This is a genomic window from bacterium, assembly GCA_035295165.1.
Taxonomy (GTDB): domain Bacteria; phylum Sysuimicrobiota; class Sysuimicrobiia; order Sysuimicrobiales; family Segetimicrobiaceae; genus JAJPIA01.
On sequence record DATGJN010000031.1, the window covers coordinates 18,613 to 40,708 of the forward strand.

18 protein-coding genes are annotated in these 22,096 nt (G+C 62.4%); 12 read left to right on the plus strand and 6 right to left on the minus strand.

Features of this window, described 5'->3' with window-relative positions:
- Nucleotides 1–125: 125 nt before the first annotated feature.
- The gene (locus tag VKZ50_04560) at nucleotides 126–1,112 is read right to left on the minus strand and encodes an asparaginase (GenBank protein HLJ58984.1); all 987 of its coding nucleotides are present in this window, start codon (nucleotides 1,110–1,112) and stop codon (nucleotides 126–128) included.
- A gap of 30 nt (nucleotides 1,113–1,142) precedes the next feature.
- A complete protein-coding gene (locus VKZ50_04565; protein ID HLJ58985.1) occupies nucleotides 1,143–2,342 on the minus strand; it encodes a Xaa-Pro peptidase family protein in 1,200 nt (399 codons plus the stop codon).
- A 392-nt stretch (nucleotides 2,343–2,734) separates the two neighbouring features.
- Between VKZ50_04565 and VKZ50_04570 the strand changes: the two genes are divergently transcribed.
- The 12 genes from VKZ50_04570 (at nucleotide 2,735) to VKZ50_04625 (ending at nucleotide 18,298) form a co-directional block, all read left to right on the plus strand.
- Nucleotides 2,735–3,808, plus strand: coding sequence for an extracellular solute-binding protein (locus tag VKZ50_04570; protein HLJ58986.1), 1,074 nt, complete (start codon nucleotides 2,735–2,737; stop codon nucleotides 3,806–3,808).
- Between the two features lie 70 nt (nucleotides 3,809–3,878).
- Nucleotides 3,879–4,961, plus strand: coding sequence for an ABC transporter ATP-binding protein (locus tag VKZ50_04575; GenBank protein ID HLJ58987.1), 1,083 nt, complete (start codon nucleotides 3,879–3,881; stop codon nucleotides 4,959–4,961).
- Between the two features lie 72 nt (nucleotides 4,962–5,033).
- Nucleotides 5,034–5,867, plus strand: a complete 834-nt coding sequence (locus VKZ50_04580; protein HLJ58988.1) for an ABC transporter permease — start codon at nucleotides 5,034–5,036, stop codon at nucleotides 5,865–5,867.
- On the plus strand, nucleotides 5,864–6,709 hold the full coding sequence (locus VKZ50_04585; protein ID HLJ58989.1) for an ABC transporter permease: 846 nt from the start codon (nucleotides 5,864–5,866) through the stop codon (nucleotides 6,707–6,709). Before VKZ50_04580 ends, VKZ50_04585 begins: the two co-directional genes overlap by 4 nt.
- Before the next feature lie 59 nt (nucleotides 6,710–6,768).
- Nucleotides 6,769–8,130 carry a M20/M25/M40 family metallo-hydrolase gene (locus tag VKZ50_04590; GenBank protein HLJ58990.1) on the plus strand — a complete coding sequence of 454 codons (1,362 nt, stop codon included), beginning with the start codon at nucleotides 6,769–6,771 and terminating at the stop codon, nucleotides 8,128–8,130.
- A 51-nt stretch (nucleotides 8,131–8,181) separates the two neighbouring features.
- A complete protein-coding gene (locus VKZ50_04595; protein HLJ58991.1) occupies nucleotides 8,182–10,233 on the plus strand; it encodes a hydantoinase/oxoprolinase family protein in 2,052 nt (683 codons plus the stop codon).
- Nucleotides 10,234–12,216, plus strand: a complete 1,983-nt coding sequence (locus tag VKZ50_04600; protein ID HLJ58992.1) for a hydantoinase B/oxoprolinase family protein — start codon at nucleotides 10,234–10,236, stop codon at nucleotides 12,214–12,216.
- Between the two features lie 72 nt (nucleotides 12,217–12,288).
- On the plus strand, nucleotides 12,289–14,286 hold the full coding sequence (locus tag VKZ50_04605) for a hydantoinase B/oxoprolinase family protein (protein HLJ58993.1): 1,998 nt from the start codon (nucleotides 12,289–12,291) through the stop codon (nucleotides 14,284–14,286).
- 20 nt (nucleotides 14,287–14,306) lie between these two features.
- Nucleotides 14,307–15,152, plus strand: a complete 846-nt coding sequence (locus VKZ50_04610; protein HLJ58994.1) for an FCD domain-containing protein — start codon at nucleotides 14,307–14,309, stop codon at nucleotides 15,150–15,152.
- Nucleotides 15,152–16,306 (plus strand): FAD-dependent oxidoreductase, encoded by a 1,155-nt coding sequence (locus tag VKZ50_04615; GenBank protein HLJ58995.1) that lies wholly within the window; start codon nucleotides 15,152–15,154, stop codon nucleotides 16,304–16,306. The genes VKZ50_04610 and VKZ50_04615 overlap by 1 nt, the downstream gene beginning before the upstream one ends.
- Nucleotides 16,306–17,421 carry an enolase C-terminal domain-like protein gene (locus VKZ50_04620; GenBank protein HLJ58996.1) on the plus strand — a complete coding sequence of 372 codons (1,116 nt, stop codon included), beginning with the start codon at nucleotides 16,306–16,308 and terminating at the stop codon, nucleotides 17,419–17,421. The genes VKZ50_04615 and VKZ50_04620 overlap by 1 nt, the downstream gene beginning before the upstream one ends.
- An 85-nt stretch (nucleotides 17,422–17,506) precedes the next feature.
- Nucleotides 17,507–18,298, plus strand: coding sequence for an SDR family oxidoreductase (locus VKZ50_04625; GenBank protein ID HLJ58997.1), 792 nt, complete (start codon nucleotides 17,507–17,509; stop codon nucleotides 18,296–18,298).
- A 69-nt stretch (nucleotides 18,299–18,367) separates the two neighbouring features.
- Here VKZ50_04625 and VKZ50_04630 read toward each other — a convergent pair whose 3' ends face one another.
- From VKZ50_04630 to VKZ50_04645, 4 genes are all read right to left on the minus strand, one after another.
- On the minus strand, nucleotides 18,368–18,742 hold the full coding sequence (locus VKZ50_04630) for a hypothetical protein (protein ID HLJ58998.1): 375 nt from the start codon (nucleotides 18,740–18,742) through the stop codon (nucleotides 18,368–18,370).
- Between the two features lie 320 nt (nucleotides 18,743–19,062).
- Nucleotides 19,063–19,542 (minus strand): hypothetical protein, encoded by a 480-nt coding sequence (locus VKZ50_04635; protein HLJ58999.1) that lies wholly within the window; start codon nucleotides 19,540–19,542, stop codon nucleotides 19,063–19,065.
- A 317-nt stretch (nucleotides 19,543–19,859) separates the two neighbouring features.
- A complete protein-coding gene (locus VKZ50_04640) occupies nucleotides 19,860–21,770 on the minus strand; it encodes an ATP-dependent helicase (protein ID HLJ59000.1) in 1,911 nt (636 codons plus the stop codon).
- 114 nt (nucleotides 21,771–21,884) lie between these two features.
- On the minus strand, nucleotides 21,885–22,096 hold a 212-nt coding region (locus tag VKZ50_04645; protein ID HLJ59001.1), incomplete at its 5' end, for a hypothetical protein.

Sequence of the window (22,096 nt, forward strand, 5' to 3'; positions counted from 1 at the left end):
CCTTCCACCAGGGGCTCCAGGAGAGAAAATCAGGCCCATTATCTTGAGAGCTAAGGCAGGTCTGAGACCACAGGCTGCGCTTGGGGACGTTTTTCACCCCCAGGGCATGGGACGAGTTCTTGCGTCTACGGCGCGACGTTCGAAAAGATCGTTCGAACGCTGTTCTCGTCACTCGTTTGCGCGAGTGCCGCCATCAGCAGCAGTCGTGCCTTGTGGGCGGGCAGATCGCCTCCGGAAATCACGCCGATATCACCCAATTCGACCATTCTCGCCGACGTGGTGAATGCGACTCGTCCTCGCGGGGAACGCGTGCACAAGACTACGACCACGCCTTGCGCGCGTGCTTCCCGGATTGCCGGTATCAGCCACGCAGGAACGGTGCCACGTCCTCCGAGACCTTCGATTACCAAGCCACGGATCCCGAGTGCGAGGGCGGCGCGTAGCAGACGGTCTTCGGATCCCTGCACGATTTTCACGACTTCTACGCGGAGGTCGATTGATTCGGATGGGAAGGCATACCGTCGTGTCGGCGACCGGTAGTAGACGACCTGTCCATCGTCCACACAACCGATTGGGCCGCTGCCCGGAGACTCGAAAGCGCTGGGGCTGGAAGCGTGCATTTTCACTGCGTCTCGCGCCGCGTGTAGCTCGCCGTTCATGCACAGCAAGACGCCCTTTCCACGAGAGGCGGGTGCTACGGCGGCCAGGAGTGAATCGAGTAAGTTGCGTCCGCCATCCCAGTTGGAGGCGGAGGCGCTGAACATCGCCCCCGTACCAATGAACGGCTTGTCACCCCGGATGAAAAGATCCGCGAGGAAACAGGTGTCTTCCAGGGTGCCGGTCCCATGCGTAACAACCGCTGCGGCCACCTCTGCGCGGCGCATCGCGATGTTCACTTGCCCGCACAACTCCAGGGCCATCGTGGGCGTCAAATCCTCGCTTGCCACACGGCTAAAATCGATGATCTCTAGACGGGTGATCTGCGAATGTTCGGGGATGCGATTCAGCAGTTCATCGGCCCTGAGTGCGGGGCGGTATCCGCGCCCCCCGTCGGCGGTTGTGGACGCGATGGTGCCGCCCGTTGCGAACAGACAGACGACCGGCAGCGTCACGGGATCACCTCGTGGCGTGAATCTCGATGGTCATGGGGCGATTGCTACGGTCACGGCTTCCAGGTCTCGGGGGAAGGTGGTCGTGACCTCTGCCGCGGTCTTTCCCACTATGATGGTGTCGTCATGTCGGAAGCCACCGAGACCGTACAGGTAGACTGCCGGTTCGCAACTGAAGACCTGATGCTCCGCCAAGGGGCGGTGGTTAAAGGCGATGTCATCGGGGTACTCGTGGCCAGCGAGGCCTATGCCGTGCCCGGTACGGTGGAAGATCGCGTGGCCGAACCCGCGTTGTTCCAGGACCCGGGTCGCGGCAGCGTCTGCCTCGCTTGTCGGGTATCCGGCCACAAATGCGAGAGTCGCGGCCGCTTGTGCGTCGACCATCGCCTCGAACGCCCTGGCCTGTGCGCGGTTCGGCCTGCCAACAAAAAACGTGCGCTCGTTTTCGCAGACGTATCCGTTGAGCTGCGGAAGGATGATATTGATGAGTCCATCGCCGGCCTCAATAACCTGGCCATAGTCTCCGGCGATGCCATGCGGACAGGCGGAACGGGCCCCGGTTCGGCCGAACACTCGAATCTCCACCTTATACTCGGGGTAACGTCGAATCGCCTCCTTCGCCATCTCATGCGCAACGAGCGTGTCGATTTCTGCAAGTGCGCGCCCCGGCGCCAGGTGCTCGCGGTACCGCGTCTGTCCCCAGTCGCTCAGCTCCGCGGCCTGCCGTATCAGGACGAGTTCCTCCTCGCACTTGACGAGCCTCATCTCGTTCAGGATTCCAGCAGCCGGTACCAAGTGAATCGCCGGTAGCAGTTCTGGTACGCTGCTGATCGGTCCGCCGAGACGATCTACGCCGACGCGTCCGCGCTGGATGCCCTTCTTCCGCAAGAGATCCGCCACCATTTGTGGCCACTGCGGCGTCACGTACGTGCGTTGCTCCATCCGGTGGTGTTCCACGTAGAACTGGACGTCGGGAATCCACATCGACGCGTGATCCTTCGCGTGGCGGACACCGTTGGTGGATAGCTCGTGCATGATCAAGAACGGATCGGTGTCTCGCGGCAGGATCGCGGCGACCGGACGTTCCCACGGTTGTACATCGAGAAAGTATCCGGAGACGTACAGGAAGTTTTCCGGCGTAACGACGACGAGAGCCGCGAGATCGGCATCGTCGAGCGCTGCCCGAATGCGTGTGAGTCGGTCCTGAAACACACCCCGGCTAAGGTAGCTCATGGGTCACCTTCAGGGTGATGTAGGAGAAGCGCAAAACGTTCTTGGTGTGCTTTCCCCATCCAATGGTCGTGCACCGGGGCCGAGGATGCGCACGGAGATCGAATCGGCCCCATCGGGCTCGGCGTGGCGCGACGCCGCGCGGGGCAAAATCATTGACACGTCTAGTGAGACTTGTTACGATGTCGATCATCACAGATGATTGATTATCGATCGGAGGCGCCCGTTCCTCTACAGGAGATCGGCTTCGTGATCGACATTAAAGCGGCAACATGGGAGTCGTGTCTCATACGTCATCTTGGTCGGGCCGTGGTGTACCGTGATCTCATTACGCCAACCGTCGGGAGGGTTGCCTTGTGGCTAGGAGGCTGACGAATTCCGTAACGCGGCGAGAGGTGCTTCGGTCCGCCGCCGGACTTGGCGTGTTTGCCCTGGCACAGATTGCGGGGGCTACGATCGGCCTGCGCCAGACGTCGGCGGCGCCCCACCAGCAACTCACGATGTTTGTCTGGTCGGGCGGCACCTTGCCCGCCGTCGCGCACGAAGTCGCCCGCTCCTACAACGAAAGCCATCCCGATGTCACGATCGAGGTGCTCGAGGGGCAGAACTACGAGATCTACCCGAAGATGCTCAGCGCGTACAAGCTGACCCCCAATCAACCGCTGGTGCATTTTGGTTATCAGAACGTCCAGTGGACAACCCAGGGCGACCGCGACGGTTTGTGGGAAAGCCTCGACCCCGCCAACGTCCCGAACTTGAAGAACATCCTACCGGCGTACCGGCGGCCGGGTGATCGCGGCGTGGCGTTTTGTCTCTCGCCGGTGGGGCTGGCGTACAGCACGCGGTTCGTCAAGGAGCCGCCGACGTCGTGGGCGGACCTGTGGAACCCGCGCTTCAAAGGCAAGGTTACCACGATCAAATATCTCTGGTACTACAACGGATTGGTGATGGCGGCACGCATGAACGGCGGAAGCGAAAAGAACATCGACCCGGGGTTCAAACTCTGGTCGGAACACGCCGATCAGTTTGCCGCCTTCTACAACGGAAACGACGACTTGCGGAACATGTTGGTCAACGGAGATGCTTGGCTTGCCGCGCAGGACGGCGCCAACGTGGAGGTCTGGAAGCAACAGGGAGCGCCGATCGAATTTGTCATCCCTAAAGAGGGCGGGATCGCGATTCCCTTGTACTTCGTCATCGTCAAGGGCGTTACCCCGGCGCAGAAACGCATCGCCGAGGACGTGATCAACGTGATGCTGTCGGACAGATGGTTGTCGCGATGGGCCGCGGAGACCTACCACGCGCCAACCACAATCAAGAACATCGCGCCTCCGAGCCTGCGTGGCCTCAGCATCTTCGATCCGAAGGAAGCCGCCCGGGCGATTCAGCTCGACTGGGTTACCGTCGCGGCGAGCGACACCATGTGGCGAGAGCGATGGGACAAGGAAGTCGTCGCCAAGATGCATTGAGCACGGCCCGACGGGACCTGGTTTGACCGAGCCATCCTCTCGCGGGGGTGTGTCGCCCGCCCGTCCGAGCATGCCGGCGGAGATAGACGTTGAGGTGCGCGACCTGACAAAGCGGTTTGGCGCCGTGCTCGCGGTAGATCACGTATCCTTGCAAATCCGTAGAGGAGAGTTTTTTTCCATCCTCGGCCCGTCGGGCTGCGGAAAGACGACGACGCTTCGCATCATCGGTGGATTTGAGTTCCCTTCGGAGGGTGATGTCTTTCTTCGCGGGTGCATGGCCACCGGTGTTCCTCCGTACCGCCGGTCGACGAACATGGTGTTTCAACAACTGGCGCTGTTCCCTCATCTCAGCGTGTTCGAAAACATCGCGTTCGGGTTGCGTGTCCGGCGTACCCCCGCGCGGGATGTCCACCGCAAGGTGGCGGCGGTCCTGGGACTCGTCGATCTCGTAGGTTTGGGAGACCGGAGTATCCGACATCTGTCGGGAGGACAGAAACAGCGGGTTGCCATCGCGCGCGCCCTTATCAACGAACCTGCGGTTCTGTTGTTGGATGAACCGCTCGGCGCTCTTGATCTCAAGCTACGCCTTCAGATGCAGAGCGAGTTGAAGGCGCTACAACACCGGCTCGGTACGACTTTCATATATGTCACGCATGATCAAGGCGAGGCTTTAGTAATGTCCGATCGGATCGCGGTGATGCGCGGCGGCCGAGTGGAACAGATCGGTACCAGCTACGAGATCTATGCCCGACCACGGACCCGCTTCGTCGCAACGTTTATCGGTGAAGCGAACGTGCTCGAAGCGCGTGTCATCGGTGCGGAGGCCGACGGAATGCTCCGGGTAGACTGTCACTCTCTTCGCGTGCTCGTGGGTGCTGCCGATGCACCGGCCAGTTCTGGCACGGCACTTGCGCTGTCCATCCGCCCGGAACACGTCAAGATCGGGCGCGCAGCTGACTACTATCCTAATCGCTGGGAGGGGACGGTGCAGGAAGTCATCTTCATGGGGGCGATCATCCGGTGTCGGGTGCGGATCGCCGCGTCGTGCGTCGTGACGGCGGAGGTTCACAGCGACCAGGCGGACGGGTTGAGCCCTGGGGCGAAATTGCAGATCGGTTGGGCGCGCGAGAGCGCCGTGCTGCTTCGCGAGTAGGGCAAGGGCACCGCGGTGACGACGGCTGGAGGATCCCGCCACCTGCGACATCTCCGACAGCGGTTCGTACAGGTGCCGCTGCTGATGCCGGCCATGACCCTGACTCTCGGGATTTTCTGGGTCGCCATGGCGGTCTTGCTGGTGCTCAGCGTGTATCCGTTCCTGAGCGAGACGCCGCGGTTCACGCTCGCCGGATGGCAGAAGTTCGTGACGGATGAGTTCTACTGGCACGTCGTCCGGACAACGCTCACGCTGGCCTTGCTGGTCACCGGGCTGACGCTCATCGTAGGGTACCCGGTCGCGCAGGCAATCACACGCATCCGCCGCCCGGGCATTCTCGTGATGATTTATGTCGTACTGGTGTCTCCTATCCTGGTGAGTGTGGTTGTGCGCACTTACGGGTGGCTGTTACTTCTGTCCAAACAGGGGCTGCTCAATTTTGCGCTGCTGCGACTAGGGATCGTGCGCGATCCTGTTTCGCTTATTTTCAACATGACCGGCATTCTGATTGCGATGGTCCACATTCTGCTGCCGTTCATGGTCTTTCCCATTCTTAGCGTGATGACTCAGCTGGACCCGGACTTGAAGCAGGCTGCGGGCGATCTGGGCGCGAGTCGTTGGGTCACGTTCCGACGGGTCACGCTTCCGCTCACACTCCCAGGCATCATCAGCGGCTGTCAGATCGTTTTCACTCTCACCATCAGCGCGTTCGTGACGCCGTTTTTTATGGGAGGCGGCAGGGTGCAAGTGTTAAGTGGTCTGATTTTCCGAGACGTCGAGGGCGTTAATCTGTCATTTGCGTCGGTCGTGGTTTTCATCACGCTCGGGCTGATCGTGTCCATCCTGATCCTCACCAATCGGTTGACGCGACAGATCTACGAGCGTGCGGATGTGTCCCGGACATGAGACCAAGGGCGGTGGACTATGTCGCGACGGCGCAGTTCCTCTGGTTGGCACTCGTGCTTCTCTTCGTGCTGGCACCGATCGCGTTGATTGTTGTGTACGCGTTCAGCAGCGCGCCGTACGGTGTCTTTCCCCCGCCGGGGCTTTCCACGAAGTGGTTTGTAAAGTTATTTCACCAAGACGATCTGACTCATGCGGCTCTGAACTCGCTGATCGTCGCCCTAGCGACCATGGCCGTCAGTCTGATGGTGGGCACCCTTGCCGCGTTGGCGCTCGTGCGGTATCGGTTCTTCGGGCGGGAGCTGGTTCGGGCGATGTTTCTTGCGCCGTTGATCGTGCCGCGGATTGCCCTCGGGGTCGGGATACTTATCTACGTCGTGCTCCTGCATCGTTTCGGGGGCCTGGACAGCGTGGTTATGGCACACGTCATGGTCGCACTGCCGTTCGTGATCTCCGTGCTTTCCGCGAGCCTGATCGGCGCCGACCGCGTGTTGGAGGAGGCGGCGATGGACCTGGGCGCGACGCCCGTGGAAACATTCTTTCGTGTCGTGCTCCCCCAAATCCGGACCGGACTCATTGTCAGCGCATTCTTTGCGTTCATCACCTCCTGGGACGAAGTCGAGACCTCCATTTTCCTTGTGAAGACCCACAACATCGTGCTCCCCGTGGCGATGTTCTATTACCTCGAGCACTATCAGGACCCGGTCATCGCTGCGCTGTCCGTCTTCCTGATTGTGATTGCGCTTGCGGTTGCGGTGATGCTCGTCGTGCTGCTGAAACCCCGCGAATTGCCGCAGGTGCTGGGGAACAGAGAGCCGGAGCCGGACTCGGGCGCGACCGCTTGAGGCGCAGTGCGCAGTGCCCATACGCCACTTCGTGGAGACCGACGGATCGGAGGTGAACGGTGACCGCAAGAGCGACACTCGAAGCACACGTGGATCGTGATCTGCCTACCACGCTCGAAGATCTTCGGCGGCTGGTTGCTATCCCGTCCGTGGCGGCGCAGCGGAGAGGGATCCGTGAGGCCGCCGAAGCCGTGGCGGCTCTCTTGCGTGCAGCCGGGGGAGCCGTGACCGTGTTAGAGCATGGCGGCGCGAACCCCGTCGTCGCCGCTGAATTTGCCGGACGGTCAGCCAAGACACTGCTCTTCTACGACCACTACGACGTGCAACCGGCCGACCCGGTTGACGAGTGGACGGTTCCACCCTTCGACCTGACCCAGCGTGATGGGTTGCTGCTGGGGCGGGGCGTCGCCGACAACAAGGGGGATCTGCTCACTCGCATCGCTGCGATCCGGGCCATCACGGCAGTTGATGGGGGACTCCCCTGCCGGATCAAGTTTGTCATCGAGGGTGAGGAAGAGATCGGAAGTGTCAATTTCGGTGCCGTGGTGCGCGCCCACGCGAAGCTCTTGGCGGCCGATGCGTGCGTGTGGGAGTACGCGGAGCGGGACTCGACCGAGCGGTTGCACATGGTGTGCGGATGCAAGGGCATCTGCTACCTTGAACTCGAGGCTTGCGTCGGCCACGTCGATCTTCACTCCATGTTTGGGGCGTTGGTGGAAGGGGCTCCCTTTCGCTTGGTCCACGCGTTGCATACGTTCAAAGACGAGCGCGGCACGGTGCTCATCCCGGGGCACTACGATCGTGTTCGGCGCCCCACCGCTGAGGAGACGGAGGCGGTCCAGCGGATTCCGCTGGATGTTGTGGAGGATGTCCGCCGCCAGTTCGAACCGGCACGACTGCTCGGGGAAGTCGATGGACCGAACGCGGTTCGGCAACTGTTTTTCGCGCCCACGTGCACGATCTGCGGAATCTGGGGCGGGTACACTCAGGAAGGGCAAAAAACCGTTCTTCCGCGCGCGGCGCATGCGAAAGTCGACTTTCGCCTCGTCCCGGATCAGGATCCACACGAGGTGGCGCGCAGCGTGCGAAAACACCTGGACGTCCTCGGATACACGGACATCTCGCTGACCGTGCTCGCCGCCGAGTTCCCTTGGCGCACCGATCTCTCGGACCCGTTCGTGCGATTGTCTCAAGAGGTCGTCGAGGAATCGACCGGACGGACGGTGATCGTGTCTCCCACGTCCGCCGGCACGGGCCCACGTCATGATCTGGCGCCGCTGCTCAAGGTGCCGGTCGTGAGCATTGGGGCCGGGTACTGGAAGTCTCGTTCGCACGCTCCCGACGAGAGCCTGCGGCTGAGCGACTTTCGGGAGACGGTTCTGATGCTGGCGCACCTCATGTACCGCTTCGGGGCTCAATGAATGCACGCGCGGCGGGGCGGCGCACGTCCGGCAGCACGAGGAGGCGAGAGGGTGGATAAGAGTTATCGGTTAGGCGTCGATGTGGGAGGGACGTTTACAGACTTGACCCTGGTGGACGAGCACGACGGTCGCGTACACACGCTCAAGCTGCCGACCACGCCGGCCGAGCCGGCCACTGCCATCCTCCAAGGCATCGACGCGATTTGCCGTCGTGGAGGCGTCCCGGTGTCCTCGGTCCGTCAGTTCGTTCACGGGACGACGCTCGCAACGAACACGATCATCGAGCGATCGGGCGTTCCCACGGGTCTCCTCGTGACGAAAGGATTCCGGGATGTGCTGGAGATCGGCCGCTTGCGCCTACCGAGCACAACCAACTTCTACGGCGACAAGGCGATCCCGCTGGTCCCTCGGAAATGGGTCGCCGAGATCGGTGAGCGACTGCTCGGCGACGGAAGAGTCTATGCGAAGCTCGATCCGGCCGAGGTTCGGGCCGCGGTGCAACGCCTCGTGGGCCAGGGAATCCAAGCCATCGCGGTGTGCTTCTTGCATTCCTACAAGAACGCAGAGCACGAGCGGCAAGCGGTGGCGCTCATCCGGGAGGAGTTCCCGCAACTGTTTGCGTCGGCGTCCCACGAAGTGCTGTCGCAGCAACGGGAATATGAGCGGGCGCTCGTGACGGTGTTCACCGCGTACATCGGCCGCAGGATGGAAGGGTATTTGGCCCGATTGCAGCAGGGCTTGCGCGATAAGGGGTTAACGACCAAGTTCTTCGTCACGCGGTCAAACGGCGGCATGATGACCGCCGACACCGCCGCCCTTTCGGCGGCGTCGACCCTCCTCTCCGGCCCCGCGGCCGGGGTCATTGGCGCCGCTTATATCGGGAAGCTTGCTGGGTTCGAACGCCTGATCACCCTTGATATGGGTGGCACCAGCGCCGACGTGGCGGTGATCAACCGCGAGGTTGAATTCTCGACCGAAAATCAGGTGGGAGACTTTCCGGTCATCATGACGGCGGTCGACATCTCGTCGATCGGCGCCGGCGGCGGATCGATTGCGTGGGTAGACTCGGCACAGGTGTTGAAAGTCGGCCCGCAGAGCGCTGGCTCCGAACCCGGACCAGCGTGCTACGGGCGGGGCGGGCAGCACCCTACCGTCACGGACGCGTACGTGACGCTCGGCTTGATCGATCCGTCGAGATTCCTTGGCGGGGAGATGCCGCTGCAGCCGGATCTCGCCCATCGTGCGCTGACCCGGTTGGGAGTCCAGTTGGAGCTCAGCCCGGTCAGTACGGCGGAGAGCATCCTCGAGGTGACGACGGCCAAGATGTACGCGCAGTTCTCCCCCCTGATGGCGCGAAAAGGGTTCGATCCGCGAGATTTCACCCTGTTGGCCCATGGCGGCGCGGGACCGACGCACATCTTCATGCTGGCGCGGGAACTCGGCGTGCGTCAGGTGATCATTCCGCCCAGCCCCGGGACGTTGTGTGCACTCGGCGGTGTGGTCGCCGACATCCGGAGCGATTTCGTGAAGACGGTCTATCGCAACACACATGAGACCACGGCCGACCAGTTGGAAGGGGAGTTTCTCGAACTCGAGAAACGCGCCAAGAGTTGGTTCCTCTCAGAGGTGCGCGGCGGCGAGCTGACAGCTCAACACTATCTCCTGCGCACGGCGGACATGCGTTATCTTGGCCAGGCGTTCGAGATCAACGTCGCGCTGCCCTCGAAAATCGGCGACCTGCGCGAGGTCCTCGAGGCGTTTCATGCCCGGTATCTCGCGATCTACGGGTATTCGGACGCCGATGCGACCGTTGAGCTGGTCAACATTCGTAGCACGGTGGTGGGCGTGGTACCCAAGCCTCGTCTGTCTTGGGACCGTCAATCGTATCGACCAGGGGGGCGCAAGGGATCGACCGCGTCGCGGGAGATCCAGTTCGATCACAAACCATGGGTGGCGCGGGTCTTCGATCGCAGCGACCTCGCACCGGACGCTTCGTTCGAAGGGCCGGCGATCGTCGAGCAGTACGATACGACCACGTTTGTGCCCCCGGGGTTCGTGGTCACCGCCGACCGCCACGGCAACTTGATCGGAACGAGCGTCTGAATGGGTACCGATCGGGTCTTCCTCGAGGTGCTCAAGCACCGCGTCCAATCCATCGCCGAAGAGATGGCGTCGGTCGTGGCCCGGACGGGCTATACGGTCTTTGTGAAGGAGACCCAGGACTTTGCGACGGCCCTCGCGAGTTGCGCCGGCGAGGTATTCGCGGCTCCGGTCAACATCGGCACCACGCTCGGCATCGGTCGCCCGGTGCACCGTGCCGTGTCCGCCGTCGATGATCTCGAACCGGGCGACATCATCATCACCAACGATCCGTATTCGACGAACGGCATGTCCACACACCTAACGGACATCTTTCTGATCAGGCCGATTTTCGTGGACGGGCGGTGTCTGTGCCACGCACTTGCGTTCATCCACTCATCCGATGTGGGCGGTAAGGTTCCCGGGAGCATCTCCCCCACGAGCTATGACATTTTTCAAGAGGGCCTGCGGATTCCGCCCCTCAAGCTGTTTCGGGCAGGCGCATTGAACAAGGACATCGTGTCGCTGCTGCTCCGTAACTGCCGGATCCCGGATCAAAACTGGGGAGACCTCAGGGCCCTGCTGGCGGCGTTGCAGATCGCGCAGGAACGCGTCGCAGAACTGGTGGGACGATACGGGTCAGCGGCCCTGGAGAACGGGATTTCAGACCTACTCGATTACGCCGAAGCGCAGGCACGCGAGCTCATCCGCGCCATTCCGGACGGAGTCTACGAGTCGTGGGACTACCTTGAGGCGGATACCGGGCGCCAAGAGATGATTCGCATTCGCGCCCGCATGGAGGTCAAGGAGGATCGGATCGAGGTCGACTTCAGCGGGACCGCTCATCAGGTACGGGCGGCGTTCAACCTCCCCACCTGCGGGGAGAAGCGCCATTACCAGCTGGTGAACTCGTTCGTGCGGTTCTTTCGCACGCTGCGTCCGGACATTCCCTTCAATAGCGGCTTGGTACGTCCGATATGCTGCCACGCGCCGGTCGGCAGCCTGCTGAATCCCGTGGAGCCCGCGGCAACCGGCGTCCGCGCTGCGACGATGTGCAGGGTCTTGGATGTCACGATGGCCACGTTGGCGCAGGCCGCGCCGGACATGATCCCATCGGCGGGCGCCGGTCAGGGCTGTATCGTGCTCCTCATGACGCCGGATGCCGCCGCCGGAAAGATCAAGGTTGGCGTCGTTCAGCCGCTCGTGGGTGGTTCGGGGGCGCGGCCGACGAAAGACGGCATTGACGGAATCGACTTTCACAACGGGTTCACTGTGAACATCCCCACCGAGGTCCTCGAGACCGATATGCCTGTGCTGGTCGAGCGCTACGGCCTTCGGCCGGGGTCCGGCGGCGCGGGGCGGTATCGCGGTGGCTGCGGATCCGAACTGTTCGTCCGCATCTTCACCCCGGACACGGTGATGACGGCGCGGGGAATGGAGCGACAGCTGTTCCGGCCCTGGGGGCGTCTTGGCGGAAGACCGGGCACACTGTTCGAAGTCGCGCTCCGGCGAGCGGGCGGCGAGCCAGTCCAACTAGGAAAGATTGACGAGCTCCTCCTGCAACCCGGCGACGTGGTCGAGTTTATGACGCCGGGCGGCGGCGGATACGGCGACCCACTCGAGCGCGATCCCGCGCGGGTGCTGTTTGACGTGGAGGCCGAACTCGTGTCCGAGCGGGCGGCACTTGCAGACTATGGCGTGGTGATGCACGACGGGCGTGTCGATGGTCACGCGACGCAGCTCGAGCGGGCCGCGCGGGTGCGGCACGTCGACGAGTTCGACATTGGCGAGGAACGCGAGACATACGAGCGGCGGTGGCCGGACAAGCTCCAGACGCTCATCATCCAATCGCTCGCACAGTATCCGGTTCCCATGCGTGGGTTTCTGCGTGCCCAGCTTGTCGAGCGCCTGCACAGTCGCGAAGGTGGGGGCGTCGACAGCCGCGCTCAAGTGGACGAGGTGCTGCACGACTTGGTGCGTTCGACCGAGCTCAGGTTCTCTCCGTGATTGCGCGCACGACTGCGCGGGCGGCGGGGCACCTCGAATCGATCTGCGGATTGCGAAGGAGGTAATGGACGCATGGCCCGTGACGGGGTATTTCTCGAGGTGTTTCGCAATCGGGTGCAGGCCATCATCGACGAGACGGCGTCGGTGATTTTTCGGACAGGGTACACCGTCTTCGTCAAGGAAACCCAGGACTTCGGCGCCGTGCTCTTCACGCCTGAGGGTGAGGTCTTCGCCATGCCCTTGAAGGTCGCGGTCGCCTTGGGTGTCGGCATGCCGTGTCGGGCCGTGGTCGAGGCGATTGAGAATTGGCAAGAAGGCGATGTGGTGGTCACCAACGACCCATATTCGACTAAAGGCATGGTGACGCACCTGGCGGACATCTACTTGGTGAAACCCATTTTTGCCGGAGGACAACTCCTATGTTTCGTGTCGACCTTCATTCACTTTAGTGACGTGGGCGGCAAGGTGCCTGGGAGTGTGACGCCGGCGTGTTATGACGTCTACCAAGAAGGCCTGCGGCTTCGCCCGATCAAGTTGGTCGAGCGCGGCCAGCTGAACCAACAGCTGCTCGATCTGATTCTGGACAACTGCCGGATCCCGGACCAGAACTGGGGCGATTTCCGGGCGATGTTTGCCGGGCTGAACACGGCAGAGCGGCGTGTGCACGAGCTCGTCGACCGGTACGGACTAGACGCCGTGTCCAAAGGGATCGGGCAGGTCTTGGACTATGCGGAGCGGAGGAGTCGCGAGCTGATCCGTGAGATCCCCGACGGCACGTACGAAGCCTGGGACTACATGGAGAGCGACGGTTTTTCTGACCGGCCGATCCGCATTCGACTGCGGATGACCGTGCAGGGGGACGAGCTGCATCTTGATTTCACGGGGACCGATCACCAAGTGCGCGGTGCGATCAACATGCCGAGCTTCAACGCTCCGGGTCACTTTATGCTGAGCCCGACCATTACACGATTCTTCCACACCCTGGACCCCGGATTGCCGTACAATAGCGGGTTGGTCCGACCGATGCGTCAACAGATTCCGACGGGTAACCTGTTGAATCCCGAGGCAGGGGCAGCGTGCGGTGTGCGCGCGGCGACGATGAACCGCGTGCTCGATGTCACGCTCGCGACGTTGAGCCAGGCGTCCCCGGACAAGCTACCCGTCGCGGGCGCTGGGCAGGTTTGTATCGTGCTGCTTTCAACGCTTGACGTGAAAACCGGCGTCCGCAAGGTCGGTGTCGTACAGCCAATTACCGGTGGATCGGGGGCGCGCCCCTGGAAGGACGGCATCGACGGCAACGACTTTGGCGGGGGATTTCTTCGCAACATTCCCTCAGAGACGATCGAGACGGAGATGCCGATTCTTGTCGAGCGCTACGGGTTGCGACCAGATTCCGGGGGCGTGGGGCAGTACCGGGGCGGCTGCGGGAACGAGCTACGAATTCGCGTCTTTGCTCCCGAGACCATCCTGACCGCGCGCGGCCAGGAGCGAAGTCGGTTCCGACCGTGGGGGCGGCTGGGAGGGTTCCCGGGCTCGTTGGGCATCGCGATCGTAAACCAGGATACCCCGGGCGAGCGGCGGATTCACATGATTGACGAGCTGTTGTTAAATTCTCAGGATACGGTCACCTTCCGCTCGCAAGGCGGAGGAGGGTTCGGGAGCCCGCTTGAACGGCGCTCTGACGCCGTGCTGTCGGATGTGTCAGCTGGCCTCGTGTCCGCAGAGGTAGCCCGAGACAACTACGGCGTCATCGTGGTCGACGGCCGGGTCGACGAGGACGCGACCGAGCGGTTGCGGGCCTCGCTCCGGGACGAGGCGCGGTTTAGCGTGCAAGCCTTCAACTATGGGGACGAACGGGCGGCGTTCGAAGAAACGTGGGGCGATGCGGCCTACTCCGCGTTGATCGAAGCGATCGCGGCGTACCCGGTGGCGTTGCGGTGGATTCTCAAGCAGGCGGTCATGAAGGCCGTGGAGGAGAAGGGCGGCGAACGGCCACGGGCTGTGGCGAGCGACGTTCGCGAGCTCACCCGAGCGTTGGTGCAAACGTTCGCGGGTGCCGGCGAATCATGAGCCTCGCACGGAGTTCACCGATGCTGGACCGCCGCTCGGCGAAACTCAATCAGGCGATTCTCCAGGTCATCGCCGCCAGCCCCCGGCCGATTGGCCAAGGTGCCATCAACTTTGCGCTGCGGAGGCGCGGTCTCTCCGTCAGCATCCCTACGGTCGGGCGAAGGTTACAAGAACTTCAATTCGAGGGGCTGGTGGAACGGCATGGTGTTGAAGGACGCGTGCTCACCAGTCGCGGGCTCGCCTTGTTGGGGCAGCTCAACGCCGACGCGCGCTTGCAGAGTTCAGGCGATGCGTTGCTCAACCTACTGCGACGCGGCGACCGGGCGCACTTGCTAGAGTTTCTGTCGGCGCGCCGTGTGATCGAGGGAGAGATCGCGGCGCTCGCCGCGGTGCACGCGTCGGCCTCTGCTATCCGCAAGATGGACGAACTGTTGGCGAAGCACGCCGCCAGCATCAATCGTGGGGAGTTGGGTCTCGCGGAGGACGTTTCCTTTCACCACGAAATCGCCAGGGCATCGCAGAATCGGGTGCTGTTTTCGCTGGTGCGCCTACTGCGGGATCACCAGCGCTACAATCTGCTCACGGCCGCGATGCGCACGGCCGTCGGAAGTCGGCGCATCGTGGATCACCAGGCCATTCTGACGGCGATCCGCGCGCACGATCCGTGGGCCGCCCGCCAGGCCATGGTCGACCATTTGCAGAGAGTTGCGGACGACATGAACCGCTACTGGGATCGGTGGGTGAGCAACCGGCCGGGTCTCACGCGCGAGGCACGGCGCGCTGCGCAAAAGGCCGATCGGCCTGCCGCCGTCCGGCCCAGCGTAACACCTCGCGGACGGGCGTCGGGCGCAGTGCGAGGGCTCTGATGTCGCGCAGCGGTCGCCGGGTGGTGGTCGTCGGCGCTGGGATCGTCGGTGCGGCATGTGCATATTACCTGGCACGCGCCGGACATAGGGTCACGGTGTTCGACACCGGAGAGATCGGTGGGGAAACCACGGCCGCGTCCGGCTCGGCGGTGCTCGATCAGACCAAGGGCTCGCCGTTTCTGTTGGAGCTGAATCTGCGAAGCAAAGCGCTGTTCGGGGAACTGAAACGCGATCTCGAGATCCCTTACCGGGTCGACGGCAGCTATGTCCTCTTTCGAGATGCGGAGGAGGAACGGTTCCTACTCGATCGGGTGGCGTGGCTTCAGGCGCAGGACGTTCATATCGATCTCCTCACCAAAGCCGAAGTCGCATCGCGGATTGCCGGTGTAGCCGACGATGTCCAGGGGGCGACGTATGCGCCCCAGGACGCGGAAGCTCCACCTCGCGAGACCTGTCAGGCCATCGCAGCGGGAGCGACGCGGCTCGGTGCGGTTTTCCACACTGGGACGTCCGTCGTTGGCTTCGACGTCGCCGCGGACGGCATCAGGGCGGTGCGCACTCCGTTCGGCGACACACCCTGCGATGAGGCGGTGATAGCCGCCGGCCCGTGGACCCGACAGCTTGTCGCCAAGCTTGGGGTAAGCGTGCCGATGCGACCGCAGAAGGGAGAACTCCTGTTTACCGATCCCGTTGGCCCCTGTCTTCGCGGGCGCGTGCTGTCCGGCCGGTATCTGATGAACAAAGTCGACTCCGGGACCAGCGCAGACGGGTTTTCCGCGGGGTTGGTCGTCGGGCAAGAACCCGACGGACGCATCAAGATCGGCTCCACAAGAGAGTGGGCGGAGTTTGACTGTACACCGACCGTGCGTGCCCGTGAGCGGCTACTGGACGAGGTGGCCCGATACATGCCGGGGGTAGCGACCCTGCCTATAAATGCGCAGACGGTCGGGTTGCGCCCGTACAGCCTCCTGAAACGGCCCATCGTTGCACGCGTGCGCAAGCCGGCGGGCCTCGTATTGGCGTGTGGGCACGGGGGCGACGGGCTCGCTTTTGCGCCGGTGACAGGGTGGCTCGTTGCACAGATCGTGTCCGGTATTGCCACCGAACTCGAAAGCCACTTAACGCTGACCGCGCATGAGGAGAGTGTCGGGTAATGCGCATTGTGGACGTGGAAGTCATCCCTTACCAGATCCCCAATCGTGAGCTCCACCACATCGCGACGCTGACCCTCTCGGCGTTGGACAACGTAATAGTGCGGATCCGTACCGACGAGGGCATCGATGGCGTCGGCGAGGCGGTCAGTGAACCCAAGTGGAACTCGACCGTACGCGAAGCGCACGCAGACGTGCTCCGACACTATCTCGCGCCAGTATTGATCGGCATGAACCCGTTCGACATTGCGGTGATCTGGCAGAAGATGAACCAGATTGTGAACGGTCACTATTCTGCGAAGGCCGGCATCGACCTCGCTCTCTATGATGTCGTCGGAAAGGCCCTTCGGCTCCCGCTATGGCGATTGCTTGGCGGAGCCCTACGTACGCGCATCGATGTCGAAGGGCCCGGATTCGGGATCGGTTTCATGGAGCCGCGGGCGGCGGCCGAGTTTGCTCTGCAGGCTGTCAGGAAGGGCTGCCGGCAGATAGAAGTCAAATGCGGACATCCGTCTGGTTGGCGCCGAGACGTCACGGCCGTGCGTGCGGTCAGGGAGGCCTGTGGCCCAGGGATCAGCCTGAAGCTTGATCTGACCGAAGCCTACACGTTCAAGTCCGCGATGGAGGCCCTTCCGCAATTCAAGGAGCTCGGGGTCGACTGGGTGGAACAGCCTCTGCCTCGCCATCAGCTCGCGGATCTTGCGCGGCTGCGAAACAGCGCGCCCGTGGGGATCATGCTAGAGGAGAGCGTCGGTCACGCTGCGGACGTGCTCCGCATCGCTGAGCTCGGCGCCGCCGATGCCGTCCACGTAAAGGTGCCAATGCTCGGGGGCATCACGATGAGCCGGCAGATCATGGTTGTGTGCGAAGCCGCGGGCCTGGGCGTTCAATCCGGAAGTTCCACTCCGTCAGGGATTGGGCTGTCCGCGGTGCACCAGCTTGCCGCTGTCGTGCCCAACCTGGTAAGAGGATGCCATGGCTCTCCGCTAGCTCGGGCGGTAGACGATGTTGTGATCGAACCGGTCGACGCCTACGCCGCAACGATCGAACTGACTGAGACCCCCGGTCTTGGAATCGAAGTGGATTGGGCCAAGGTGGAAAAGTACAGGGTTCACTGAGGCTGCGTGGTGCGGTGTCGCCGGCGGCCGGGCGATCATACGGGGCGTGGATCCTACGAGGGCGCGACATTAGGAGGGAGCAAGCGTGGTCGTGAGCCTGCGCGATAGGAAGGTAATCGTCACTGGCGCCAGCAAGGGGCTGGGACGCGCGATTGCCGAGACCCTTGCGTCGCTAGGGGCGCAGCTAGCGATCTGCGCCCGTTCCACAGACTTGCTTGGAGAGGTCGCCGACGCGATCGAGGCGCGAGGTGGCGTGCGCCCGTTCTGTCAGACGGTGGACCTGTGTCGCGGCGCGGTGATTGAGTCCTTTGTCTCCGAGTCGGTGGAAGCATTGGGCGGGCTAAACACCTTGGTGAACCTATCGGGCGGGCCTCGACACGGTAGATTCGCGGACCTCTCTGACGCGGACTATCAACACTATTTTGAGCTGGGATTTCTCAGCAACGTGCGCGTCACACGTGCCGCGCTGCCGTACCTGAAGGCGGCTGGAGCGGGCGCGATCGTCAACATCCTGAGCATTAGTGTCAAACAGCCGCTCGAAGGGGTGCTCTTGGCAAATTCAGTGCGCATGGGGCTGTTGGGACTAGCCAAGACGCTTGCCGATGAGCTTGCACCGCTTGGCATCCGAGTTAACAACGTGTGCCCCGGCTCCATTCTCACGGAAACCAGCAATGAGCTTACGCGACAAGGTGCGGCGCGCCAGGGCATCAGTTTTGAGGAGGCGATGGCCAGGCGCATTAGTAGAGTTCCGCTTGGCAGGATGGGACAGCCAACGGACGTCGCAAACCTGGTCGCGTTTCTCGTGTCCGATGCGGCGGAGTTTATAACGGGGACGACGACTCAAGTCGACGGCGGGATCGTACGCGGAATGTTCTAGTGCTACCGTGAACACCCGACGCCTACCCCTCCGTGGTCGAACCCGACGATTCTACCCGGGTGGTTAGCCCTAATCGAGATGCTCGGAGCGGGGGCCGAGTTTCTCGTAGACAATCCGGGCCGTGCCGTCGTCGTCCTCGTCGAGGTCGACGAGGTAACAGTCGATCCCTAACTTGGCAAGGGTGTAGAGGATCCGCTTTTGCTCACGTCTGAGCCGGTGCGAGCGTTTGGCGCGGACGACGAAGCAGGCGAACCGGCCGCCCTTGACGCTCCACCAGCCGCAGAAGTCCGACCAGCCTCGGAAAGCGAGCCGCCAGCCCTGTGTTTCGAGCAGCTCGACCACCTTCCGTTCGATCCGGTTCTTGCGCTCCCGGCGCGGCTCGCGGTGCACGCGCGTGCACTCCTCGATGGCTGTGTCCCCTAACGAATGGGTGGGCACGCTCATGCGACACCTCCGGTGCAAATTGATCGCGGTCATGATAACATTGCGGGGGAACCTTAGGAGGGGGTGTGGGGTTGTCTGGCTCGTGTTGAGATTTTGACAGGTTTGTGTGTGTACACGTCCGGACCCGCTCTCGTTGATCTCGTCATGGCATGAGATGCGCGGGCGGGGAAGGTGAGGGCGTGGGAGAGGGAACCTTGACACGGTGTGCGCACGCAGGCGTCCTTGACCCGATTTTTCGTCCCGATCTGCCCATCCCGCGGCGGGGGCCGAGCGCGCGAGCCTGAGCGCAGTGGGCGTGCGTTCTGTCGAGCGGGTGGACGCTAGGATTTACCGCCCCGAGCACGGACGATTGCGCGGACCTGGCTGGAGATCACGCGGCGCTGCTGGACTAAGGCCGTCGCAACCGCCTCGACCGCCGACCAGAAGGCGCGCAGTTGGTCGCGGCACGAAGCGATGGCGACGTCACAGCGGCAATGCTGGGCCGCCTCGTCGCGCGGATGCAGGGCATCGAGCATCCGCACAATGTTCTGGCGATCGCCCTCCATCCCCGCGAGCCACGAAGGGGGAGGTGTCCTCGGTCCCGCTGCCTGCTGCTCCGCGGCGAGATCCTCGGCGATCTTCCCGGCCAGATAGACTCGGAGATGCGCGTCGAGCCCATCCACGAACGCGGAGTCCCCTCGGCTGCCCCGGAATCTCCGTGAGCCTTCCGGTCCATAGACGATCGCTCCACCACCGGACGACCCGTCAGGTTCCACGATGATCTCGACCGCCTCGAAGGGAATGTTGAGCAGGACAGCCATGATTTGGCGCCTGAGTAGTCCATGTCGACTGTATCGGGCGAAGGCGCGCATGAGTGTATGCTACTTCGACTCTTAGATCCCGGCCTGCCAGTCGCTGGCGAAACAGAACGGGCTCGCCTGGGCGCGTCTCCGACAAGAACCAGGTACAAGGCGGTAAGCAACGCAAGCGGCAGACGACGCATCATCTCTCCCCATGTTGACGACCACCGTTTCTCGGCGCGTGTCTCACGGATGAGGTGCGCGCCGACACGCGGACTGGTGCCGAGACGTTTGCCGCAATCGCCTCCCTTGCCCGCTGCCATTGTACTCTGGGAGCATCAGTCATCGTGCCACAATGCAATCGGTACGTTTGGCAGATCCGTGAGGAATGGTGTAAGATGTCGCGTTGTCTTGCCTGACGTCGGCCCGGTGTAGGCTTGCGGGCCTCGTCGATCATTGCAGAATGTCATGTACAGGAATCGTCGGGCGCGGGTCATTGAAACATAGAGCAGTCGTCGCGCGTCATCTGCTTCCGCCTTCGTCTCCGCGTGTCCAGGTACCGATTCGTTCTCGGCGGCGACGATGAATACAGCTTCCGCCGTGAGTCCCTTCGCTTGGTGCATAGTCATGAGGGACACTGCATCGGAAACTGGGGCGTCACGTTCAGTGTCCTCGCCTAGCGACGTGCCAAGGACTTTGAGTAGGGTGTCCAATGAGTCAGGTTCTGTTTCACTGACAAGCGTCCGAAAGATCGTGAGGACTTCCTCCCGCATGTTTGCGTCATCGATTGTTGATGCCGCGATCTCCGTCAAGGCGGCGCCAAGATCATCACTCTCTCCCGAGAGGTGGGGAAGGCCCATCACCAACGTTCTGATTGTAGCCACTTCCGTCGCGACGGCTCCCGCCTTCGATCTCACAACTGGACCAATTTCATCGAGTACCTGTCCAAAGCGTCGTCCCTGTGTGCGGGCGTATTGGTACATTCGCATCAGCGTCTCGTCTCCGATGCCGTTCGGCCGTTCTTTCAACAACGTCCGCCAGCCGAGGCTATCTGTGGGATCGCTAATCAGACGCAACGTGGCAACGAACTGGCGACCGGGATGTTTTGGGCTGTTAAGGGCAGCGAGAGGATCCGTTTTCGTGAGCACGGGGATGCCGCGGGCTGCCAGAGCTTCACGGATCGGCTCCGAAAACACGCCATTACGGTCCGACCGAAACAAAATCAGAATGTCGCGGGGTCTGACGCCGTTTGCGATCAGCCTCTCGCATAACGTAACGGTGGCTCGCGTCTCCTGACTATTATCTGAAAAACGGTACAAGCGCACGTCGCCTTCCTCCGCACCTTCTCGGGGCACGAGCTCTTTTTCAAGGCGGTCGGGGTCTTGTCGCGCGACGTGAAGCGCCGCGCGAAGGATGTTGCGCGCACATCGGTGACAGACGCGCAGTGTCAAGGGAGCGGCTCCCTCGAAGTCCTCCGTGAATCTTCGTATTCCCGTAGGATCTGCGAACCGAAATCCATAGATGCTTTGGTCATCGTCGCCTGCCGAATATACGTGTGCGCCCATCGCCGCCAGTCGGCGGACGATAGCTTGATCGCAAGCATTAAGATCTTGATACTCATCTACCAGCAACTCCGTTGGCCGATCGATCCGGATATCACGCTGTTCGAGCGCGTTCTTGAGCTGATAGACGAGCTCACCGCGTAGCGTGTAACCGAACACTGCGCGATGCTCCCGCCACGCGCCCAGGAACCGGGGATGGTCTCGCTCAAACGCGGCACCCCACTCCGGGACATCGGCCCTCAGTGACTCCCAGTCGTTCGAGAGCAGATGGAAGAGGTGCTGGACATCGCGGATCTTGAGTTCAAGAATTTGCGCGAGATCTTCTTCGATCACCCACCTCTGTTCGTAGTCGTCGGCGATACGAATCGGCTGCGGGACCGCGGCGTGCTCGGAGTTCCTGAGTAGCTGCCGGAGCGCAAAGCCATGCAGCGTTGAGACTCGAGGCAGGGGTACGTCGGCCCCAAGATTGTTACGCAGCCGTGAGCGCAACTCAGCTGCAGCGGCGCGCGTGAAAGTCAGGATTAGGATTTCTTCGGGGTTGATTCCTGCGTCTCGCACGAGGATTTGTGCGCGATGCGTCATTACCTGAGTCTTGCCAGTGCCTGGCCCTGCCAGCAACCGAGCATGTCCACCTCGATACTCAGCGCCCGCACGCTGTTCGTCGGTGAACGTGTCGTCCGACGGCATGTCCCACCCCCCGATCAGAACCGCCCGATCTGAACATGATCCTCCAGACTACTAAAGAACTGCCCGTGGAGACTGTGCTATAGACGCCATCGATTTAGCGGATGGAAACCTCTGTCACAGAGGGAGATTGATCAGTCCGGGCAGGACGTAGTGTCCGGAGGCGTCGAGCCACTGCTCGTCTGGCGACCGCGTGTACCCGTCGCGGCGTCCCACATAGATGATCCGGCCGCCCTGCCAGACGACCAGGCCGTCGTCGTGAATGCGATCCTGTTCGTCGCATGTGACCACCGTGCCGCCCGAGATCGCCCGCCGCACGTCACGGCTGT